General features: G+C 58.4%; 14 protein-coding genes. 11 read left to right on the top strand and 3 right to left on the bottom strand.

Translation table 11 applies throughout. The features are described from left to right. Positions 1-184 precede the first annotated feature (184 nt). From ccoG to fnr, 7 genes are all read left to right on the top strand, one after another. Entirely contained in the window at positions 185-1,621 is a 1,437-nt protein-coding gene (gene ccoG / locus FHJ80_RS07440; protein ID WP_139526387.1) for a cytochrome c oxidase accessory protein CcoG, read from the top strand. 7 nt (positions 1,622-1,628) lie between these two features. Further along, positions 1,629-2,153: a FixH family protein gene (locus FHJ80_RS07435; protein ID WP_139526386.1), complete on the top strand. Its 525-nt coding sequence runs from the start codon at positions 1,629-1,631 to the stop codon at positions 2,151-2,153. Continuing rightward, positions 2,150-4,600 carry a heavy metal translocating P-type ATPase gene (locus FHJ80_RS07430; protein WP_139526385.1) on the top strand — a complete coding sequence of 817 codons (2,451 nt, stop codon included), beginning with the start codon at positions 2,150-2,152 and terminating at the stop codon, positions 4,598-4,600. The genes FHJ80_RS07435 and FHJ80_RS07430 overlap by 4 nt, the downstream gene beginning before the upstream one ends. Continuing rightward, complete coding sequence (gene ccoS / locus FHJ80_RS07425) at positions 4,597-4,815, top strand: cbb3-type cytochrome oxidase assembly protein CcoS (RefSeq protein ID WP_139526384.1); 219 nt, start codon at positions 4,597-4,599, stop codon at positions 4,813-4,815. Before FHJ80_RS07430 ends, ccoS begins: the two co-directional genes overlap by 4 nt. Beyond that, entirely contained in the window at positions 4,812-5,507 is a 696-nt protein-coding gene (locus FHJ80_RS07420; protein WP_139526383.1) for a sulfite exporter TauE/SafE family protein, read from the top strand. The genes ccoS and FHJ80_RS07420 overlap by 4 nt, the downstream gene beginning before the upstream one ends. 163 nt (positions 5,508-5,670) lie before the next feature. After that, complete coding sequence (gene hemN / locus FHJ80_RS07415) at positions 5,671-7,098, top strand: oxygen-independent coproporphyrinogen III oxidase (protein WP_139526382.1); 1,428 nt, start codon at positions 5,671-5,673, stop codon at positions 7,096-7,098. Between the two features lie 58 nt (positions 7,099-7,156). Further along, complete coding sequence (gene fnr, locus FHJ80_RS07410; RefSeq protein WP_139526381.1) at positions 7,157-7,906, top strand: fumarate/nitrate reduction transcriptional regulator Fnr; 750 nt, start codon at positions 7,157-7,159, stop codon at positions 7,904-7,906. Here the strand turns inward: fnr and ttcA are convergent. From ttcA to FHJ80_RS07395, 3 genes are all read right to left on the bottom strand, one after another. Further along, a complete protein-coding gene (ttcA, locus tag FHJ80_RS07405) occupies positions 7,896-8,804 on the bottom strand; it encodes a tRNA 2-thiocytidine(32) synthetase TtcA (protein WP_139526380.1) in 909 nt (302 codons plus the stop codon). The genes fnr and ttcA overlap by 11 nt on opposite strands. Positions 8,805-8,879: 75 nt before the next feature. After that, positions 8,880-9,530, bottom strand: coding sequence for a DNA polymerase III subunit epsilon (locus FHJ80_RS07400; RefSeq protein WP_139526883.1), 651 nt, complete (start codon positions 9,528-9,530; stop codon positions 8,880-8,882). Positions 9,531-9,535: 5 nt separating this feature from the next. Further along, positions 9,536-11,353, bottom strand: a complete 1,818-nt coding sequence (locus FHJ80_RS07395; protein WP_139526379.1) for a putative nucleotidyltransferase substrate binding domain-containing protein — start codon at positions 11,351-11,353, stop codon at positions 9,536-9,538. Positions 11,354-11,959: 606 nt separating this feature from the next. Here FHJ80_RS07395 and FHJ80_RS07390 point away from each other — a divergent pair. The 4 genes from FHJ80_RS07390 (at position 11,960) to FHJ80_RS07375 (ending at position 18,672) form a co-directional block, all read left to right on the top strand. Continuing rightward, positions 11,960-12,220, top strand: a complete 261-nt coding sequence (locus tag FHJ80_RS07390; RefSeq protein ID WP_054641318.1) for a DUF4212 domain-containing protein — start codon at positions 11,960-11,962, stop codon at positions 12,218-12,220. 6 nt (positions 12,221-12,226) lie between these two features. Then, on the top strand, positions 12,227-14,008 hold the full coding sequence (locus FHJ80_RS07385; protein WP_139526378.1) for a sodium:solute symporter family protein: 1,782 nt from the start codon (positions 12,227-12,229) through the stop codon (positions 14,006-14,008). Between the two features lie 104 nt (positions 14,009-14,112). After that, complete coding sequence (locus tag FHJ80_RS07380; RefSeq protein WP_139526377.1) at positions 14,113-14,643, top strand: hypothetical protein; 531 nt, start codon at positions 14,113-14,115, stop codon at positions 14,641-14,643. An 87-nt stretch (positions 14,644-14,730) separates the two neighbouring features. Next, on the top strand, positions 14,731-18,672 hold the full coding sequence (locus tag FHJ80_RS07375; RefSeq protein WP_139526376.1) for a NahK/ErcS family hybrid sensor histidine kinase/response regulator: 3,942 nt from the start codon (positions 14,731-14,733) through the stop codon (positions 18,670-18,672). Positions 18,673-18,752: the final 80 nt, after the last annotated feature.

Here is an 18,752-nt window from a genome sequence, read left to right as displayed (position 1 = left end):
GTGCGGTTACATACCGCACCCTTTCTACATCTAGCGACCGCTCAGCCGCCCGACGATCCGTTACACTATCGCTAGTCATGTGCGAACAACGACTCGGCATAGCACAACGCAACCTGCGCTGTGTGTTGACGTCGAGTTTGCCGGGCTGATGTCCACTCCTGCCTATTGAGCTGCGATCACCGCCATGGAAAAAATACCTAGCCACGATATTACGCCGCCAACCGTTGGGCACCACACGCCGGGTGACACCACCACGCAAGAGATGTACGCCAAGCGGCGACATATCTATGTGCGTGAGATCAAAGGGCTGTTTCAAAAGGTACGACGCAGCGCCAACTGGGCGCTCATGTTGGGCTTCTTTTTGCTGCCTTGGGTGAACTGGGGGGATCGCCCCGCCGTATGGTTCGATCTGCCAGGCCGCGAATTTCATATTTTTTCGGCGACCTTCTATCCGCAGGAATTCATCCTCTTATCGTGGCTGCTGATCATTTGCGCCTTTGGATTGTTTTTTATTACCGTTTTCGCTGGGCGCGTTTGGTGTGGCTATACCTGCCCGCAGAGCGTCTGGACCTTTCTGTTCATCTGGCTCGAACATCGCATCGAAGGGTCGCGCAATCAGCGCATGAAGTTGGATAACCAACCAATGAATGCCCATAAAGCCTGGCGCAAAGGCGCCAAACACGCCGCCTGGTTGCTGATCGCCCTGGCCACCGGCGTGACGTTCGTCGGCTACTTTACGCCGATTCGTGACCTGGTCACGGAGCTCCCCACTTTGGAAGCCCACGGCTGGTCCTATTTTTGGGTAGGCTTCTTTTTAGTCTTCACCTATCTCAATGCGGGCTGGCTGCGCGAGCAGGTGTGCATCTATATGTGTCCCTATGCCCGCTTCCAGTCGGTGATGTTCGATCGCGATACGCTGATCGTTTCCTATGACGCCGCGCGCGGCGAACCCCGTGGCCATCGTAAAAAATCCCTCGACCACGCCCAGGTTCGTGAAGCGGGCTTGGGCGACTGCATCGATTGCGAACTCTGCGTTCAAGTTTGTCCTACCGGTATCGATATCCGCGACGGGCTGCAGTACGAGTGCATCACCTGTGCAGCCTGTATCGATGCCTGCGATAGTGTGATGGACAAAATGGGCTACCCCCGCGGCCTCGTTCGCTACACCACCGAAAACGCGCTGGAAGGTAAAAAGAGTCATATCCTGCGTCCGCGTTTGATCGGCTATTTCGTCGCACTGCTGGTGATGATAGCGACCTTTGCCTGGGCGGTGAACGATCGTACGCCGCTGAGTTTCGATGCCGAACGCGAGCGAACGCAGCTCTATCAAGTCACTCGCGATGGGCTGATCAGCAACGTTTATAGCCTCACCGTACGCAACCTGGATTCGCAAGATCACACCTACGTGATCAGCGCCGCCGGGCTCCCCAACCTACAGGTGGACAACACCTCGCTGCGGGTACCCGCAGGCGAGTCGCGCATTCAGGTCATTACCGTACTGGCAACCCCAGATACGTTGAGCGAGCCTAGCCACGCCATCACCTTGACGCTGCAAGCGCAGCAAGACGAACAGATTCAACAGACCCGTGAAGCGCGGTTCTTGAGCGACATCAGGAGATAAGTACGTCATGTCCGACACCCCCATTCCGCCTTGGTACAAACAGTTCTGGCCGTGGTTTTTACTCGGACTGCTGTTTTCGTCCATCCTCTTCAGCACTGGCTTCGCCATCATGTCGATCAAAAGCTACGACGGCATGGTGGTTCAGGAGGATTACTACGAGCACGGTAAAGCCATCAACATGGTGCTAGCGAAGCAGGAGCGCGCACGCGAACTCAACTTGAGCGCCGATCTGCGCATCGATCCACTCACCAGCGATATCGTCATCGACCTGACTGGGGACGCTCGGCCAGATAAGCTCTATCTCGATCTGATCTTCCCCACCGAAGATGATCGCGATCAATCCTTCGTACTGGAGCACGTGCGGGAGGGCCGCTATATCACGCAAGGTCCAGATAACCTGCGCTACCGGTGGTACCTTCAAATTCAGCCCGAGCAAGGCAACGACGCGGACTGGCGTCTCATTGGCGAAGCTCGCTTTCCCAATGAGCAGACTATTGCGCTGCTACCGGGAGGGCGGTCAGAGAGCGAATGAGCACCCACCCGCAAAGCTGCTACCACTGCGGTAGTCAGGTGCCTGACGGGGCGACATGGCGCATCGTCGTCGATGACACGTCCCACCCCTTGTGCTGCCCCGGCTGCGAAGCCGTGGCACACGCCATTGTGGATGGCGGGCTAGAGAGCTACTACCGCTACCGCACCGAACTACCCGAGCGGCCCGACGAGCGCCAAGCGGCCAAAGCGGAAACCTGGTCCGTGTTCGACGACCCTGGACTTCAGGCGCAGTTCGTTCACCCGGACGGAGAAGAGGGCCACGTCAGGGCAACGCTGGCCATCGACGGCATTACCTGTGCCGCCTGCGCCTGGCTCATCGAACACCGCCTGAACGCACTCGAAGGAGTCGCTTCCAGCGCGGTCAACCTGACCCATCACCGCCTACGCGTCTCCTGGGCTCCCAGCGCCATCAAGCTCTCCCAGCTCTTTGCCGAGCTTGCCGCCATCGGCTACGAGGCACAGCCCTACGAGCCCGACCACGCCCAAACGCGCTTGCAGCACGAAGAGCGTATGAACGTGCGCCGGTTGATCGTGGCAGCGGTAGGCATGATGCAGGTGATGATGTTTTCCATCCCGATCTATGTGTCAGGGCCTGGGGAACTCAGTGAAGATTTCTTTGCGCTTTTTCACTGGCTCTCGTTCGCGTTGGCCACTCCGGTGGTCTTCTTCTCAGCACTACCCTTTTTCCGCAACGCCCTTCGTGATCTCAAAACGGGCGTCTTGGGCATGGATGTGCCCGTCTCACTGGCCATCGGCGGTGCCTATCTGGCCAGCAGCTATGCCGTACTGTTCAACGTTGGCGAGGTCTATTTCGACTCTGTCGCCATGTTCACCTTCTTCCTACTATTTGGCCGCTACGTGGAAGGACGCGCGCGGCGGCGCAGCGGCCACAGCGGCAATGCATTAAGTGGTGTGCTGCCGGTTTCTGCTACCCGACTGGAGGCGGACGGCAGCGAACGCATCCTACCCGCCAGCGAGCTAGCTCCCGGGGATCGAGTGCTCATCAAGCCCGGCCACGGTGTGCCCGCCGATGGCATCATAGAAGATGGTGAATCCAGCCTGGATGAGTCGATGCTAACCGGCGAATATCTACCCGTCACTCGCCGAGTAGGCGAACAGGTCGTGGGCGGCAGTCAAAACATGGAAAACCCGCTCACGGTGCGGGTTACCCATGCCGGCAGCCATGCGCGCGCGGCGGGTATCGTGGATTTGACCGATCGGGCCTTTGCCAGCCGCCCAAGGCTGGCCCAGATGGCAGCGCGAATGGCGCACCTATTCGTTCTACGCCTACTGGTGGTCACCGCATGTGTCACCGTGGCGTGGTGGTTCATCGACCCGTCCCGTATGCTCTGGGTGCTGCTGTCGGTGCTCGTGGTCACCTGCCCGTGTGCACTGGCGCTCGCCACTCCAACGGCTCTCACGGCAGGGCATGGTCAGTTGCGCCAACGCGGCGTCCTGATCACCCGAGCCGATGCTATTGAGTCACTTTCGAACGTGACACGGGTGATTTTTGATAAGACCGGCACGCTGACCCGTGGCGAGATGCAGCTCACCCAGACGCATCCGTTAACCGAGCAGAGCAGCGAACGGCTACGCGCGATCGCTGCCGCACTAGAAGCTCACTCCGAGCACCCGATTGCCCGCGCTTTTCGACCGTATAGGGACGCCACGCTGCAAGCGCGGCAGGTCAAAAGCGTTACCGGCAGCGGACTGGAGGGCATACTCGACGGCGCTACATGGCGCTTGGGCAAGCCCGATTTTGCAACGAGCCAAACACTCAGCACGCCTGGCCGCGGTCAGTGGCTACTACTTAGCGAAGACGATGCACCACGCGCCTGGTTCAAACTCCATGACGGTGTCCGGGAAGACGCTGCGCACACCGTTGCCGCCCTACAAGCGAAAGGGCTTACCGTGGAGCTACTCTCCGGCGATACCCACGAAGCGGTAGAAAGCCTGGCCGAGCAGCTCGATATCCCCGTATGGCACGCGGGCAAGTCACCGGAAGGCAAACTCGAGCGGCTGCGCGAGCTGCAGGCCCAAGGCGAGCGCGTGGTGATGATTGGGGATGGCATCAACGATGTGCCGGTCTTGGCCGGCGCCGATGTAGCCATTGCCATGAACGGTGCCACCGACTTGGCGCGTACCCGCGCCGATGCGGTCTTGCTCAGCCCACGTTTGATGCGTATTTTCGAGGCCATCGAGATTGCCAACGCGACGCGACGCATCATGCGTCAAAACATGATCTGGTCGGTGTGCTACAACTTCTCTGCACTGCCTCTGGCTGCGATGGGGTTGGTGCCGCCCTGGCTGGCGGCCATTGGCATGTCGCTCAGCTCACTCGTGGTCGTGGGCAATGCGCTGCGCTTGACCCGCTGGCGTAGCTCGACCGTTTCCCAGGCAGCTCCCGCGAGACCGGTGACCGCATGACGATTCTCTATTTATTGATTCCACTGTCGCTGATTTTGCTAGGGCTCGCAGTGTGGGCCTTCTTCTGGGCGGTGAAGAATGACCAGTTCGACGACTTGGAAGGCCCTGCCCATCGCATTCTGTTCGACGACGATGAGAACGATCTCCCCCCCGAACAGCGCGCCGAGCGCAAAAAAGGCACCAAGCCACCCCGTGACCGTGAGCCACCGCCGTGAACCCGACCGGACTTGACTTGCCGCCACTGCTGGCAGCCTTCGTATTTGGCTTGATGGGGGGTGCCCACTGCATTGGCATGTGCGGCGGCATCATGAGTGCGCTCACCTTTGCCGTGCCACCCAGCATGCGACACCCTGCCCGTATGGGTGGATTATTGCTCGGCTATAACCTAGGGCGCATCATGAGCTACTTGACGGCTGGCGCTTTGGTAGCCGGACTAGGCACCTTGATCTCACTATCGCCTCAGGCGCGTCTCGCGCTACAGGTCGTCGCGGCGGTGATGCTGATGTTGATGGCGCTGTATATCGCTAACTGGTGGAAAGGCTTATTGAAAGTGGAAGCGATAGGGCGCAGGCTTTGGCGCCATATCGAACCCATCGGCAGGCGCTTGATGCCCGTCGTGTACCTGCCCCAGGCGTTTGCTTTAGGCGCCCTGTGGGGCTGGCTACCCTGCGGATTGGTCTACTCGATGCTTGCTTGGAGCTTGGCCATTGCCGATCCGTTACAAGGGGCGCTATTGATGGGTGCCTTTGGTTTGGGCACCCTGCCCGCGCTGCTTGCGACGGGCCTAGCGGCACGCCAGCTCAGCCACTTGATTCGCCACCGTGCCACGCGCAGTATCGCCGCGCTGACCATCATCAGTTTTGCGCTGTGGCAGCTCTGGACGCTGTTCTCCCCCACCGGGCACTGAGCCTATCGGCGGGCCGCACTTTCTCACCTTTCTAACTAGCTTAGCCGCTTCGGCATGGGCTTTTACGCCATTGCTTGATACAGCTCAACGCATTGCGCTACCCCCTGGCGTAGCATGAACGCATCCGTTCACTCGCTTGTTCTGTTACACCGGAGCGTTGCCTATGCCCGTTCATGCTACTGCTGCCCACGCTCAGCCCACTTCATCAGTGGCTGAGGCCACTGCATGGGACGACGCCCTGATACGTCGTTATGACACGAGCGGCCCGCGCTATACCTCTTATCCGACAGCGCTGTCGTTTCACGACGGCTTCACCGCCGACGATATGGCCCAGGCACTAGAACGCAGTAACGCCAGCCAAAAGCCACTGTCGCTCTATGTCCACGTCCCATTTTGCCGCAATATCTGCTTCTACTGTGCGTGCAACAAAATCGCTACGAAAAATACGTCGCTGGCCGAGCCCTACCTGTCTCGGCTAGATCGTGAGATGGTGCTCACGTCGCGCCATTTAGATACCCAACGACCGGTGCAGCAACTGCATTGGGGCGGCGGCACGCCGACGTTTCTTACCTTGGCGCAAATGAGCGATTTGGTCGACCGGCTTGATGCCCGTTTTGGGTTATCGAACGCGCCAGATCGGGACTATGCCATTGAAATTGACCCACGCGAAGCGGATGTCTTTACCCTGCGACATCTCCAATCGCTAGGATTTAACCGCCTAAGCCTTGGCGTTCAAGATCTCGATCCGCAGGTTCAAGCGGCGATCAATCGCGTGCAGCCCCGGGTGCTCACCGAAACGCTCATGGACGAAGCGCATCGGCTCGGCTTTCGCTCGCTCAACCTCGATTTAATCTATGGCCTTCCCTTTCAAACCGAACGGCGTTTTGCCGAAACGCTTCGTCAGGTCATCGAGCTGGGACCAGCACGATTATCGGTCTTCAACTACGCCCACATGCCAGCCCGCTTTGCGCCCCAGCGACGTATCCAGTTGGCCGACCTGCCCAGCGCCGATGAAAAGCTGGCCATGCTGCACACCACTATCGAGATGCTCACCCAGGCGGGCTATGTGCATATTGGCATGGACCACTTTGCACGCCCCGACGACAGCTTGGCCCAGGCGCAGCGCAACGGCACGCTGCAGCGTAATTTTCAAGGCTACTCCAGCCACGCCGAGTGCGATTTGATTGGTTTGGGCGTATCCGCCATTTCTCGGGTCGACGATATTTACGCCCAAAACCCTACTCAGCTCGCCCACTATGAAGCCGCCTTGGATGAAGGTAGGCTGGCAACGATAAAAGGACTACGCTTAAATAAGGATGACCTAATAAGAAGAGACGTCATCGAGCGATTCATGTGCGATATGGCCATTGATCTCGACGCGATCGGTCAGCGTTGGCATATCGATGCGGCAGACTACTTTGCCACTGCCTTCGAGCGACTGGCGATCGCCGAACGGGATGGCCTCGTACAGCGTGAGGGCCTTCGGCTGAGCGCCACGCCGATCGGGCGATTGCTCATTCGGCATTTGGCCATGGCCTTCGACACTCACTTACAACGTCAGGATGGTCAGCGCTACTCGAAGATCGTGTGAGCGCCTTGAGCCGCCTGCCCCCTGTGCCTATGATGGCGAAAGAAGAAGGGAGACTCCTATGCCATATCCTGCCAGCCAACGACGTTCACTGCTGCAAGAGGCGCGCTGCCAGACGTGTAGTCTAAGCTCGCTGTGCTTACCGCTCGCCTTGGAGCTCGAGGATATGAGCCAGTTCGATGCGATCATTCGCCGCCGCTCGCCGTTGAAGAAAGGCGAACCCCTGTTCCGCCAAGGGGACGCTTTCACCAGTGTCTATGCGGTGCGCTCGGGTAGCTTGAAGCAGGTCACCAGCGAAGGCAACGGCCATGACCAGCTCACCAATTTCTTTCTACCCAGCGAACTAGTGGGTTTGGACGGCATCGACGAAGAGCACTACCCCGGCACGGTGATGGCTCTGGAAACGACGACGGTGTGCGAAATTCCGTTCGACCGCCTGGACTCGCTCTCCGAGGAGCTGCCCGAGCTCCGCGGCCAGCTCTATCGCAGCATGAGTAAAGAGCTGCGCGACGATCGGCGAATGATGCGTCTACTGTCGCGTAAGACCGCGGATCAGCGGCTGGCGAGCTTTTTGATTACGCTCTCTGATCGCTTCCGGCGGCGGGGCTACTCGCCATACAGCTTCCGCCTATCCATGTCCCGGGCCGATATGGGTAACTACCTGGGCCTAGCGGTCGAAACGGTCAGCCGCATTCTTAGCCGCTTTCAGCAGCAGGAGGTCGTGGCCGTCTCAGGGCGCGAGGTCAATATTTTGGACATGCAGCGCCTCATTACCCTGGCAGAAGAGGAGGCGCCAACGATCACACGTTGAAGGCTTGGATGCGTCCTTCCATCAAGGCCGCCTGCTTGGCTTCGAGACCGGCAAAGTCGAATAGCTCGCGATCGGCAAGCTGCGAGGGTGCCACGTTGGTGACTGCTTTGAACATGCTCTCCAAGCGCCCAGGATGCTTCTTGTCCCACTCCGCCAACATCTCTTTGACGATTTGTCGCTGCATGTTCGGCTGCGACCCACACAAATTACAGGGAATGATGGGAAACGCCATCTGCCGCGAAAACTCAGCAATATCCGCCTCTTTACAGTAGGCCAGCGGGCGGATCACGATGTTTTTACCGTCATCCGAGAGCAGTTTCGGCGGCATGGCTTTTAGCGTACCGCCGAAGAACATGTTCAGAAACAGCGTTTCTAGAATGTCTTCGCGATGGTGGCCGAGGGCAATCTTGTTCGCGCCGATCTCTTCGGCAAACCCATACAGCGAGCCGCGGCGCAAGCGCGAGCAGAGCGCGCAGGTGGTTTTACCCTCCGGGGTTTTCTCCTTTACCACCGAGTAGGTGTCACGCTCGAGAATGTGATACTCCACCCCCAGCTTATCCAAATACTGGGGCAAGACGTGCTCTGGGAAACCAGGCTGTTTTTGGTCCATGTTGACCGCCACCAGCGAAAAATCGACCGGCGCGTTGCGTTGCAAGTTGCGCAAAATCTCCAGCATCGTGTAGCTATCTTTGCCGCCGGAGAGGCACACCATGACCCGATCGCCATCCTCGATCATGTTGTAATCGATGATCGCGTTTCCCACTTCGCGCCGCAGGCGTTTTTGCAACTTGTTGAATTCACGCTTCTGCTTGGCATCCTGCAGCTCGTGCTGCGTGGCGGTAGGCTCGTCAGACGCGCTGTCTGACAAAGTAGGGTCAAAGTAGTCAGGTGATAACATGGTCGTCGCACTGCCGGTGGGTAAAGGAGCAGTATGTATTCTAACAACACTCCGAAGCTCTACCCAATACAAACCCTAGGCGGTCAGGGCGATCTCGCGCTGCAAACGTAGATACAGAAGTGCACTCGCGGTGGCTTCGCTGGTCACGCTAGGCCAGATCAGCCGTGGCAGCCGCCAACGGGTCAGCGCCTCGCCAAGCGATTCGAGGGTATCGACCTGCGGATGCAGCCGCCGTAGCTGTCGCCCGTGCAACTTGGCAACGTCGACCTGGGCGTTGGGTAAACCGAACCCCAATACGCGTTTGAATAGCCCGTTGAGCGGCTCGATCGTGCGCTCTAACTGCCAACCGACGAGCGGCCGATTCTCGATGAATTCGGCCAGCTCTGTCAGGCATTCGATATCTGGGGAGCGCGGGGTATCCGTCGCGTGTAACTGCTGATGGCGGCGCAGGGTGGCAGACACTGGCACGGGAGATTCTGACAGTGTGGCCCACCAGATACGGCTAGTGTGCACACGCCGCGGACTAAGCACGACGGCCGCCACGCTGACGACATTGGGCTGACCGTCACTCACCTGGCAGGCCATCGCGACGGACTCCTCGCCCATGTACGGCTGAAATAGCCACGCGTAGGGCGAATCGGCCCATCGGCGTCGATCGCTTTCCCGCTGCAGCAGCGTTCTTAACGAGCCGCTCAGCAGCGTCATGTGTCGATCTAACAAGCGCATTCCGCTCACGAATACTCCAAATGATAGCGGTGGGAAAGGCGCTGCTTGAAGTCCTTCACAATGTGGAGGGCTTCTCGCAGCAGGTCTCGCTCCAGCGAAGAGAGCTCTTGCACTACGACCCGGTTAGTGCGCTTGGCGTGGGCGCTATCCAGCTCCTGAAGCTGCTGACGCAGGCGCAGCTCGGTGAACAGTGCCAGCGCCTCACCCACATCGTCGGCAAAGCGTCGATCCAGACGCCCGTCGGTGGCCAGATCATCCAAACGATCCAGCGTCGAAGTGACCGTTATCCGCCGCTCGAGGGCCATGGTGCGCACGCCGTGCACGATGGGGAAAATCCCGCCTTTTTTGATATCGATACCGTGCTGCGGCTTCTTCAGTGAGCCAAATAGGGTCAGCGGCGTCGAGAAGCGCAGTGCCGCACGGGCAAAGTACGAGAGCAGCAGCTCATCGTGGGAGCAGTGCTCGAACAGCGCGTGGCGGACTTGGTCGAGCAGCGTCGGATTGCCCGCCACGCCATGAGAGTCGAGCAGAATGGCCAGTTTCATCAAACTGTCACCATCGCGGGCACTGACCCATTTGGCGATACGCTGCTGCCACTGGGAGACCGTGCCCACCCACTCAGGGTTGGACACCATGATATTCCCCGGACAGGGCGGGTAACCCAGCGTTATCAACGTTTGGGTCAAGGTCGCCATGTCGTCAGCGACCGTGGGCCACTGGCAGTCGTCAGCGAGGATCAAACCGTTATCCTGGTCGGTTTTTAGGATTTGCTCGCCGCGCCCCTCACTGCCCATCACCATCAGGCAACTTTGGCGGTGATACTGCTCGGGCACCGTAAAACCCCAGGCTTTACTCATGATGCGGCCATTGAGCGCTGCCAGTAACTCCATGGCAAAGCGCAGCTTCACGCCCTGCGCCATTAGCGCGTTGACCAACTCTGGGGTACGTTGGCTGGCAGCCGCCAAAGCTTCCAGGCCATTGGCTTGCTCGACCTGTAAACTCACCACGTAGCTACGGCTGGAGAAAAAGCTCAGCACGTCCATCAATTCCACGACGCCTCGGGCGTGCTCATCCTCCATTACCACTACGCGAGCGACCTTATGCCGAGTCATCATAATCAGTGCTTCGAACAGGTATTGATCGGGCGCGACGGTGACCAGTGATTGGTTGGCCAGCGACGCCACAGGCGAGTGCTGGGTACTCTCCCCCAATACCAACCCATTGAGCAGGTCGGTTTTAGTGACCATGCCCAGCGCCTCTTGCGTATTCACCAGCAGGCTATCGGCATGGCTATCGTTCAGTTGGCGAACGGCGTCGTGAATGGTGCTCGATGCATCGATGAGTACCGGCTCGCGCATACATTCGCGCACTTTGGCCAGCATGAAACCCGCCATCGTGACGCCACCATCAGCGCGTTTTTCCGTTAGCAGGCGCGCTTTGTGTGACAGCGACTGCTTGAAAAACTGTTCAAACGGTGGGTAGTGACGGCAGAGCTGGGTAAACAGTGCTTTGGGCATCACATAGCACAAGCACTCCTGCTCGGCTTGGAAGCGGTAACGGCTCTTGCCATTGAGAATACTGATCGCTCCGAACAGATCACCGGCGGTGTAGTGACCAATTCGCGCGCTAGCGGCAGGCAGCGTGGGGTCCAACTCAGCGACCTCCCCCTTATGAATCAGAAACACCGACTCGCCTGCCTGCCCCATCTCGAGGATGACTTCATCGCGATCGAAGAAAGCAAGATCCATCCCACGACGAACATGATCACGCCCGGCGTCATCGATCAGCGTAAACGGCAGCTGGGAGAGATCCACGTCTACCATGGGCGACCTCGCTTAAGGGCAGTGATTGAGACATACCACCCACGGGGTGGCGAACGTTAGACATATCGACTCATTATACTTTTAGCTATAGCGCTTACGTCTTAACGACCTTTGTTTAGCGACGAAAGTAGTGACTTTCCCGAACGTTTTAAATTCGGCTAAACACCTTTGGTTAAGGTAGCAAACATTGTTTTTAAGCGAGCCATAGACCATTGTCCTATCGCGACATGAATGGCGTTAAAATAACGCTTAAAATTCATCAAAAATAATGCTTTATGTCTTCACGCCCGGCTCTGACCCCGCCATTTAAACACCCTGATACCAAAGTCTGGGATTTATTTTTGGTGATTATTGCCCAGTATTACCCATGAGTCATACAGGGTAATCGCATGCCGCTTGTCTTATGCACTTCAAGCCGCTAACGATAACTTGCCGACCACCCCTTAACGACATAAACGGCTTAACAATAAGAAGGTGACGTGTTTGGCAGCACTGTTTTACCGCTCACTCAACAGCGCGGTTTTCCATGCGGGGTTGCCCTGATGAACCACACGCTATCTTGAGTTCACTTTCCAACCCTAAAAATCACAACTGGAGAGCAACACAATGGCAGACGATAAATCCAATGCTGCTGAATACTGGAAGGCCAACGTCCGGCTGATCTTCGGATGCCTCGTAGTCTGGGCATTTGTCTCCTACGGCTGCGCCATCCTCTTTCGCCCACTGCTCGCGGGCATTCCCGTCGGCGGTACGGATCTGGGCTTCTGGTTTGCTCAGCAAGGCTCCATTCTCACCTTCATCGTGCTGATCTTCTTCTACGCCTGGAGAATGAACGCGCTCGATAAAAAATACGGCCTGGGGGAGTAAGCCAGCATGAGCCAGTTTGCAATCAACTTACTGTTCGTTGGCGCCTCGTTTGCGCTCTATATCGGCATTGCGATATGGGCGCGAGCAGGCTCCACCAAAGACTTCTACGTTGCCGGCGGCGGCGTACACCCGATCACCAATGGTATGGCCACGGCGGCCGACTGGATGTCGGCGGCGTCGTTCATCTCCATGGCGGGCCTGCTCGCGTCGGGCGGCTACGCCAACTCCACGTTCTTGATGGGCTGGACCGGTGGCTACGTCATTCTGGCGATGTTGCTGGCCCCTTACCTGCGTAAGTTCGGCAAGTTCACCGTGCCAGACTTCATTGGTGACCGCTTCTACAGCAACACAGCGCGTTTGGTCGCGATCATCTGCTTGATCGTGGCTTCCGTCACCTACGTTATCGGTCAGATGACTGGTGCGGGCGTCGCGTTTTCCCGCTTCCTGGAAGTGAGTAACACCTGGGGCATCTGGATTGCCGCTGCCATCGTCTTCATGTATGCCGTATTCGGCGGTATGAAAGGCATCACGTATACCCAGGTAGCGCAGTACATCGTACTGATCATTGCCTATACCATTCCGGCGGTGTTCATCGCCATGCAGCTCACCGGCAACCCGATTCCGATGTTCGGCATGTTCAGCACCCACACCGAGTCCGGCATCCCGCTGCTGCAAAAGCTGGATGACGTCGTGAATGCACTCGGCTTCCGTGACTACACCGCCGACGTGGACAACAAGCTCAACATGGTGCTGTTCACCCTGTCGCTGATGGTCGGTACCGCCGGTCTGCCCCACGTGATCATTCGCTTCTTCACCGTACCGAAGGTCGCCGATGCACGCTGGTCGGCAGGCTGGGCACTGGTGTTCATCGCCCTGCTCTACCTGACAGCCCCCGCGGTTGGCTCCATGGCACGCCTGAACCTGATGACGACCGTTTATCCGGAAATGGCTGGCCAAACGGAAAACTACGAAGAAGCTGCGCGTAACCCGATCCTCTACGAAGATCGTCCGGAATGGTTCCGCACCTGGGAAGAGACCGGCCTGATCACCCACAACGATCTGAACGACGATGGCCGTATCCAGTTCTACAACGGTGCTGCTGACTATTCAGACCGCGGCTGGGAAGGCAACGAACTGGAGGTCAACAACGACATCCTAGTACTGGCCAACCCTGAAATTGCCAACCTGCCCGGCTGGGTAGTGGGCTTGATCGCGGCAGGTGGTATCGCAGCGGCACTCTCCACGGCAGCGGGTCTGCTCTTGGCGATCTCGTCAGCGATCAGTCACGATTTGATCAAAACCATGATCAACCCGAAAATCTCTGAAAAAGGCGAAATGCTGGCAGCCCGTATCTCCATGGGCGGCGCGATCTTACTGGCGACCTACTTAGGGCTCAATCCGCCTGGGTTTGCCGCACAAACGGTAGCACTTGCCTTCGGTATTGCCGGTGCCTCGCTGTTCCCTGCGCTGATGATGGGTATCTTCTCTAAGCGCATGAACAACAAAGGCGCGGTTGCCGGTATGCTGGCGGGTCTCATCTGCACCCTGCTCTACATCTTCACCTACTTGGGCTGGTTCTTCATTCCGGGCACCAATATGCTGGCCAACACGCCGGATAACTGGATGCTGGGTATCTCACCGCTCTCGTTTGGTGCCGTAGGTGCGATCATCAACTTCGCCGTGGCCTTCATTGTCTCCAACGCCACCGATGCACCGCCGCAAGAAATTCAGGACCTGGTGGAAAGCGTACGTTATCCGAAAGGTGCTGGTGCTGCGGTCGATCACTAAGTCATAATCGTTCCACTCTATTGCGCCGTGGGCCAATAGCGAACGGAACCACCCTCCATCGGGCTTCCTTAGGGAAGCCCGATGGCTTTTCAGAAGGAAAACGTATGATTTGGCACTTAGTGGCCGCCGTGTTTGCAGGTCTTGCCGCGGCTGGGATTGGCCTTCTGCTTCGCACTTTGAGCCGCAAGCGGCTTCCCAAATGGATTGTGCCAGTGTTTGGCGGACTGGGCATGCTGGGCTATCAAATACAGTTCGAGTACGGCTGGTATGAGCATAAACAACAGCAGTTACCGGAAACGGCCAAAGTGATCTCCAGCGATACCACTCGCCAGATCTGGCGGCCGTGGACACTACTGTTTCCCATGACGACTACCTTCAGCGTGGTGGATAGCGACAACGTGCGTTCGCAAACCGTCGAGGGCGACATCATCGCCGAGTTCATTTTGTACCAGTTCGAGCGTCGCCATACCGACCTGATCACCACGCAGCCCTATCTTCTCAACTGCGCTAGCCGAGAGCTGATTCCCCTCAACCTAGAGAGCGGAGAAGCAGATCTCAACGAGCTTCGCCCTCTACGGGAAACGTCCCCCCTACTGACCACCGTTTGCCAACTAGCCAACGAACGGCAGACGTAGCGCCTCACCTTCGCCTAGAATGGAGCCCTTTACTGGGCGAAGGGCGGTTTAAAGCTCCGTTCAAAGCAGGATGGGTGAGGAGACACTATGTTTCATGGCGGGCTGCTGGTCGCAGTGTCACTGCTCTATATTGCAGTGCTGTTTGGAATTGCCTGGTTTGGCGACCGGCGGGCGCGTACTCATGGCGCCAGCCGCCGCCGCCCCCTCATTTACAGTCTGGCGCTCGCCATTTACTGCACCTCATGGACCTTCTACGGCGCGGTCGGCCAGGCTGCCACGGCGGGCTGGTCGTTTGCCAGCATCTTTGTCGGGCCCATTCTGACGTTTTTGCTCTTCTGGCCCGTGCTGGCGAAGATGATCCGCGTTGCCAAGCACCAGAACGTCACCTCCATTGCCGACTTCATCGCTTCTCGCTACGGTAAAACCCAATCTCTAGCAGCCTTTGCGAGCCTAGTAGCCCTGATCGGCACGCTGCCTTATATCGCGCTTCAGCTAAAGGCCGTTTCGACGACCTTTAGTGTCTTGACCGACGCCCCCGACATGACCTACGCCCCTCTGTTTGGCGATACGGCCTTTTACGTAGCGGTGGTGATGGCCATTTTTGCCATTCTGTTTGGCACCCGGCACACCGATGCCACCGAGCATCACGAAGGGTTGATCCATGCGGTCGCCTTCGAGTCGCTGGTCAAACTGGTAGCGTTCTTGGTGCTGGGTGCCTTCGTCACCTGGGGGATGTTCGACGGCCTTGGCGAATTGATGGGCCATGCCGAAAGCCAGCTCGAGTTGCAGCGCCAGCTCGCCAACCAAGACTTTGGCCAAAGCTTCTGGGCGCAAACATTGCTCGCCATGCTCGCCATTTTGTGCCTGCCGCGCCAGTTTCACGTGGCCGTGGTGGAAAACATCCATCCAGACGATGCCACCAAAGCGCGCTGGTTGTTTCCACTCTATTTGCTGGCGATTGCCTTCTTCGTCGTGCCACTGGCGGCCGCTGGCTTGCTGCTGTTCTCAGAAAGCGGTGTAGAGCCCGATACCTATGTGCTTGCGCTCTCCATGGCCTCCGGCCAGCAGTGGCTCACGCTGCTGACCTTCATCGGCGGCTTCTCTGCCGCCACCGGCATGGTCATCGTGGCGGCGGTAGCGGTCTCGATCATGATCTCGAACGAGATCGTGATTCCCGCGCTCTTTAGATTGCGCTGGTTCGACACCAAGGCCCGCGACTATGGCCGTTTGGTACTGCGCGCTCGCCGCTTGACCATCGTGGCCGTGCTGGCCATGGCGTACGGCTTTTACCAGCTGATTGGCGAGTTCACCTCGCTGGCCTCCATCGGCATGCTCTCGTTTGCGGCAGCGGCCCAGTTTGCCCCCGCGCTGATTGGCGGTCTGTACTGGAAGCGTGGCAACCGCTTGGGCGTGATCGTGGGCATGAACGTGGGCTTTGCCATTTGGGCGTATAGCCTGCTGATGCCCGCCATGATCAATGCCGGCGTGCTGCCACAAGCATGGTTAGCGGGCGGCCCGCTGGGGCTTAACTGGCTGTCACCCACGGCGCTATTTGGTTTGAACCTGGGGGACACCTTTACTCACGGGGTCATGCTGTCACTCGGCATCAATCTGTTTTGCTATATCTTCGTCTCTCAGGTGACGTCTCAACGGGTGGTAGAGCGCATTCAAGCGTCGCTGTTCGTCGATAGCGTCGAAACCCGACAAACCTCGGTGAATCGCCCCTGGACGGGGGCCACGACGGTGGGCGATTTGAAAGTGCTGTGCGAGCGCTTCCTGGGTGCAGGTCAGGTCGACCGAGCCTTCGATGATTACGCTCGCCGAGCGGGCAAGCCGCTGGATGATGGCACCCGCGCCTCCATCGACGTGATCCAATTCACCGAGCGGTTTCTCGCCTCTGTCTTGGGGGCATCGTCGGCGCGGATCGTGGTGAACTCGGCCCTTCAGGGGCGCGGTATCGGCATTTCCGATGTGATCTCCATCGTGGATGAAGCCTCCCAAGTACTCGAGTTCAACCGCGCCCTGCTGCAGGCGACCATCGAGAACATCAATCAGGGCATTAGCGTGGTCGACCAGAACTTACGCCTGGTGGTGTGGAACCAGCGCTATCTGGAGCTCTTTCGCTTCCCCGACCACATCATTCGCGTTGGCGCACCGATGGACCGTATCTTTCGCTACAACGCCCACAACGGCGAGTACGGGCCCGGCGATCCCGAAGAGCACGTTCAACTGCTGCTGGACAACATCCGAGAAGGCCAGCCCCACCGCTACGTGCGTTACCGCCAGGACGGCAGCGTGCTGGAAGTACAGGGCAACCCCATGCCCGGCGGCGGCTTCGTCTATACCTATCAAGACATCACCCAGCAAAAGCGTATCGAAGAAGCGCTGATCCGCTCAGAAAACAATATCCGTATCTATACCGATAACGTCCCGGCTCTGATCGCCTACTTCGATAAAGAGAGCCGCTACCTGTTTACCAACCGTGCCTACGAGCAGGCTTTCAACATCGACCGCAACGCGGTGATCGGGCGTCGCTACGAGGACGTGCTACCGGTGAAGCAAGCCGAAGAGCGGGTGCCTTGGGTACAGCGTACCCTGGCCGGCGAGCGGGTGAGTTTTGAAGTTTCCATGCGGGTCAACGATGCCATGCGCTACATGCTGGTAACCTACACCCCGCACTTTGGCGATAGCCAGTCGATTCTGGGCTTCTTCGCGCTGTATCAAGACATTACCGAGCGCCGCCAAGCAGAAATTGCCCTCAAAGAGACCAACGAAACCCTGGAAGAGCGGGTGCGCGAGCGTACCCAGGCGCTCTCCGAAGCCAACGCCGCGCTACGCCAGGAGAACCGCGTGCGTGCCGAAGCGGAGCAGGCCCTGCGCCAGGCCAAACAGCTAGCGGAAGACGCCAACGCCTCGAAAACGCGCTTCCTGGCGGCCGCCAGTCACGACTTGTTGCAGCCTCTGAACGCGGCGCGCCTGTTTACCTCGGCGCTGATGCAGAACGTCACCGCCAGCGATACCCAGCGCACCATTGGCCATATCGACAACTCGCTACAGGCCGCCGAAGAGCTGCTGGGCACGCTGTTGGACATCTCCAAGCTGGATGCAGGAGCGCTGACGCCTCGGCGCAGCCACTTTGCCCTAGCCGATATTTTTCGCCCGCTGCGCGCCGAATTCGACGTCATGGCGGACGATCGAGGGCTCGATTTGGTCGTGGTGCCCACCCAGCAATGGGTGGATTCCGACCCGCAGATGCTGCGCCGGATCGTGCAGAACTTCCTTTCCAACGCGATTCGCTACACTCAAGAGGGGCGCGTACTGCTTGGCTGCCGCCGCCAAGGGGGGCGACTGCTGATCGAAGTATGGGACAGCGGGCCAGGGATACCCGAATCCAAATTGACGGAGATCTTTCAGGAGTTCCGACGCCTCGATCAGGTTTCCCGTCATAAAGAGAGTGAAAAAGGCCTGGGGCTGGGGCTCTCCATCGCTGATCGCATGAGCCGAGTGCTCGACCACCCCATCAAAGTGCGCTCCTGGGAAGGCGTTGGTACGGTGTTCTCGGTCAGCGTGCCCATCGTAGCCGCTCGGGAAGTGTCCGTTGTCGAGCAGGAACCCAGTAGCCGACGCAGCGGCAATAAGCTGGCCGGTACACGGATCGTGTGTATCGATAATGAGACGCTGATTCTAGAAGGGATGACCGCCATGCTCAGCGGCTGGGGCTGCGAGGTATTCACTGCCACCAGCATTGGTGGGGCCAAATCCATTCTGCGCAACATGGATGGCGACCCTGATGCTATCTTGGCGGATTACCATCTGGATAACGAGGTCACCGGCCTGATGGCGCTAGAGGCACTGAGCGAGCGTTTTGCTGGTGCCGTTCCTGGAATTGTGATCACCGCCGATCGCACCGAAGCAGTCGCCGAAGAGGTCAAGCGTGCGGGCTACCAGCTGCTGCTAAAACCGGTGAAGCCCGCCGCACTTCGCGCACTGCTCACCCGCACCCTCCAGGCCAGCCGCGCCAAAGCGTGACTGGACAAAGAGTTCCAACCAAAACGACGGCGCCGCGCTTAGCATTCTCTAAGCGCGGCGCCTCTGATCGACCGTCCGCC

Source organism: Halomonas sp. BL6, from assembly GCF_006228115.1.
In the GTDB taxonomy this organism is placed as follows: Bacteria; Pseudomonadota; Gammaproteobacteria; order Pseudomonadales; family Halomonadaceae; genus Vreelandella; species Vreelandella piezotolerans.
Note: the sequence above shows the minus strand (reverse complement) of the source record. Positions and strands in the feature narration are given on the sequence as shown.

What these genes read in the sequence shown, in the direction of transcription:
- fnr (WP_139526381.1), top strand. Translation starts at nt 7,157, where the DNA reads ATGCCATATCCTGCCAGCCAACGACGTTCACTGCTGCAAGAGGCGCGC.
- FHJ80_RS07375 (WP_139526376.1), top strand. Translation starts at nt 14,731, where the DNA reads ATGTTTCATGGCGGGCTGCTGGTCGCAGTGTCACTGCTCTATATTGCA.
- FHJ80_RS07390 (WP_054641318.1), top strand. Translation starts at nt 11,960, where the DNA reads ATGGCAGACGATAAATCCAATGCTGCTGAATACTGGAAGGCCAACGTC.
- FHJ80_RS07435 (WP_139526386.1), top strand. Translation starts at nt 1,629, where the DNA reads ATGTCCGACACCCCCATTCCGCCTTGGTACAAACAGTTCTGGCCGTGG.
- FHJ80_RS07395 (WP_139526379.1), bottom strand. Translation starts at nt 11,353, where the DNA reads ATGGTAGACGTGGATCTCTCCCAGCTGCCGTTTACGCTGATCGATGAC.
- ccoG (WP_139526387.1), top strand. Translation starts at nt 185, where the DNA reads ATGGAAAAAATACCTAGCCACGATATTACGCCGCCAACCGTTGGGCAC.
- FHJ80_RS07380 (WP_139526377.1), top strand. Translation starts at nt 14,113, where the DNA reads ATGATTTGGCACTTAGTGGCCGCCGTGTTTGCAGGTCTTGCCGCGGCT.
- ccoS (WP_139526384.1), top strand. Translation starts at nt 4,597, where the DNA reads ATGACGATTCTCTATTTATTGATTCCACTGTCGCTGATTTTGCTAGGG.
- FHJ80_RS07400 (WP_139526883.1), bottom strand. Translation starts at nt 9,530, where the DNA reads ATGCGCTTGTTAGATCGACACATGACGCTGCTGAGCGGCTCGTTAAGA.
- ttcA (WP_139526380.1), bottom strand. Translation starts at nt 8,804, where the DNA reads ATGTTATCACCTGACTACTTTGACCCTACTTTGTCAGACAGCGCGTCT.
- hemN (WP_139526382.1), top strand. Translation starts at nt 5,671, where the DNA reads ATGCCCGTTCATGCTACTGCTGCCCACGCTCAGCCCACTTCATCAGTG.
- FHJ80_RS07430 (WP_139526385.1), top strand. Translation starts at nt 2,150, where the DNA reads ATGAGCACCCACCCGCAAAGCTGCTACCACTGCGGTAGTCAGGTGCCT.
- FHJ80_RS07385 (WP_139526378.1), top strand. Translation starts at nt 12,227, where the DNA reads ATGAGCCAGTTTGCAATCAACTTACTGTTCGTTGGCGCCTCGTTTGCG.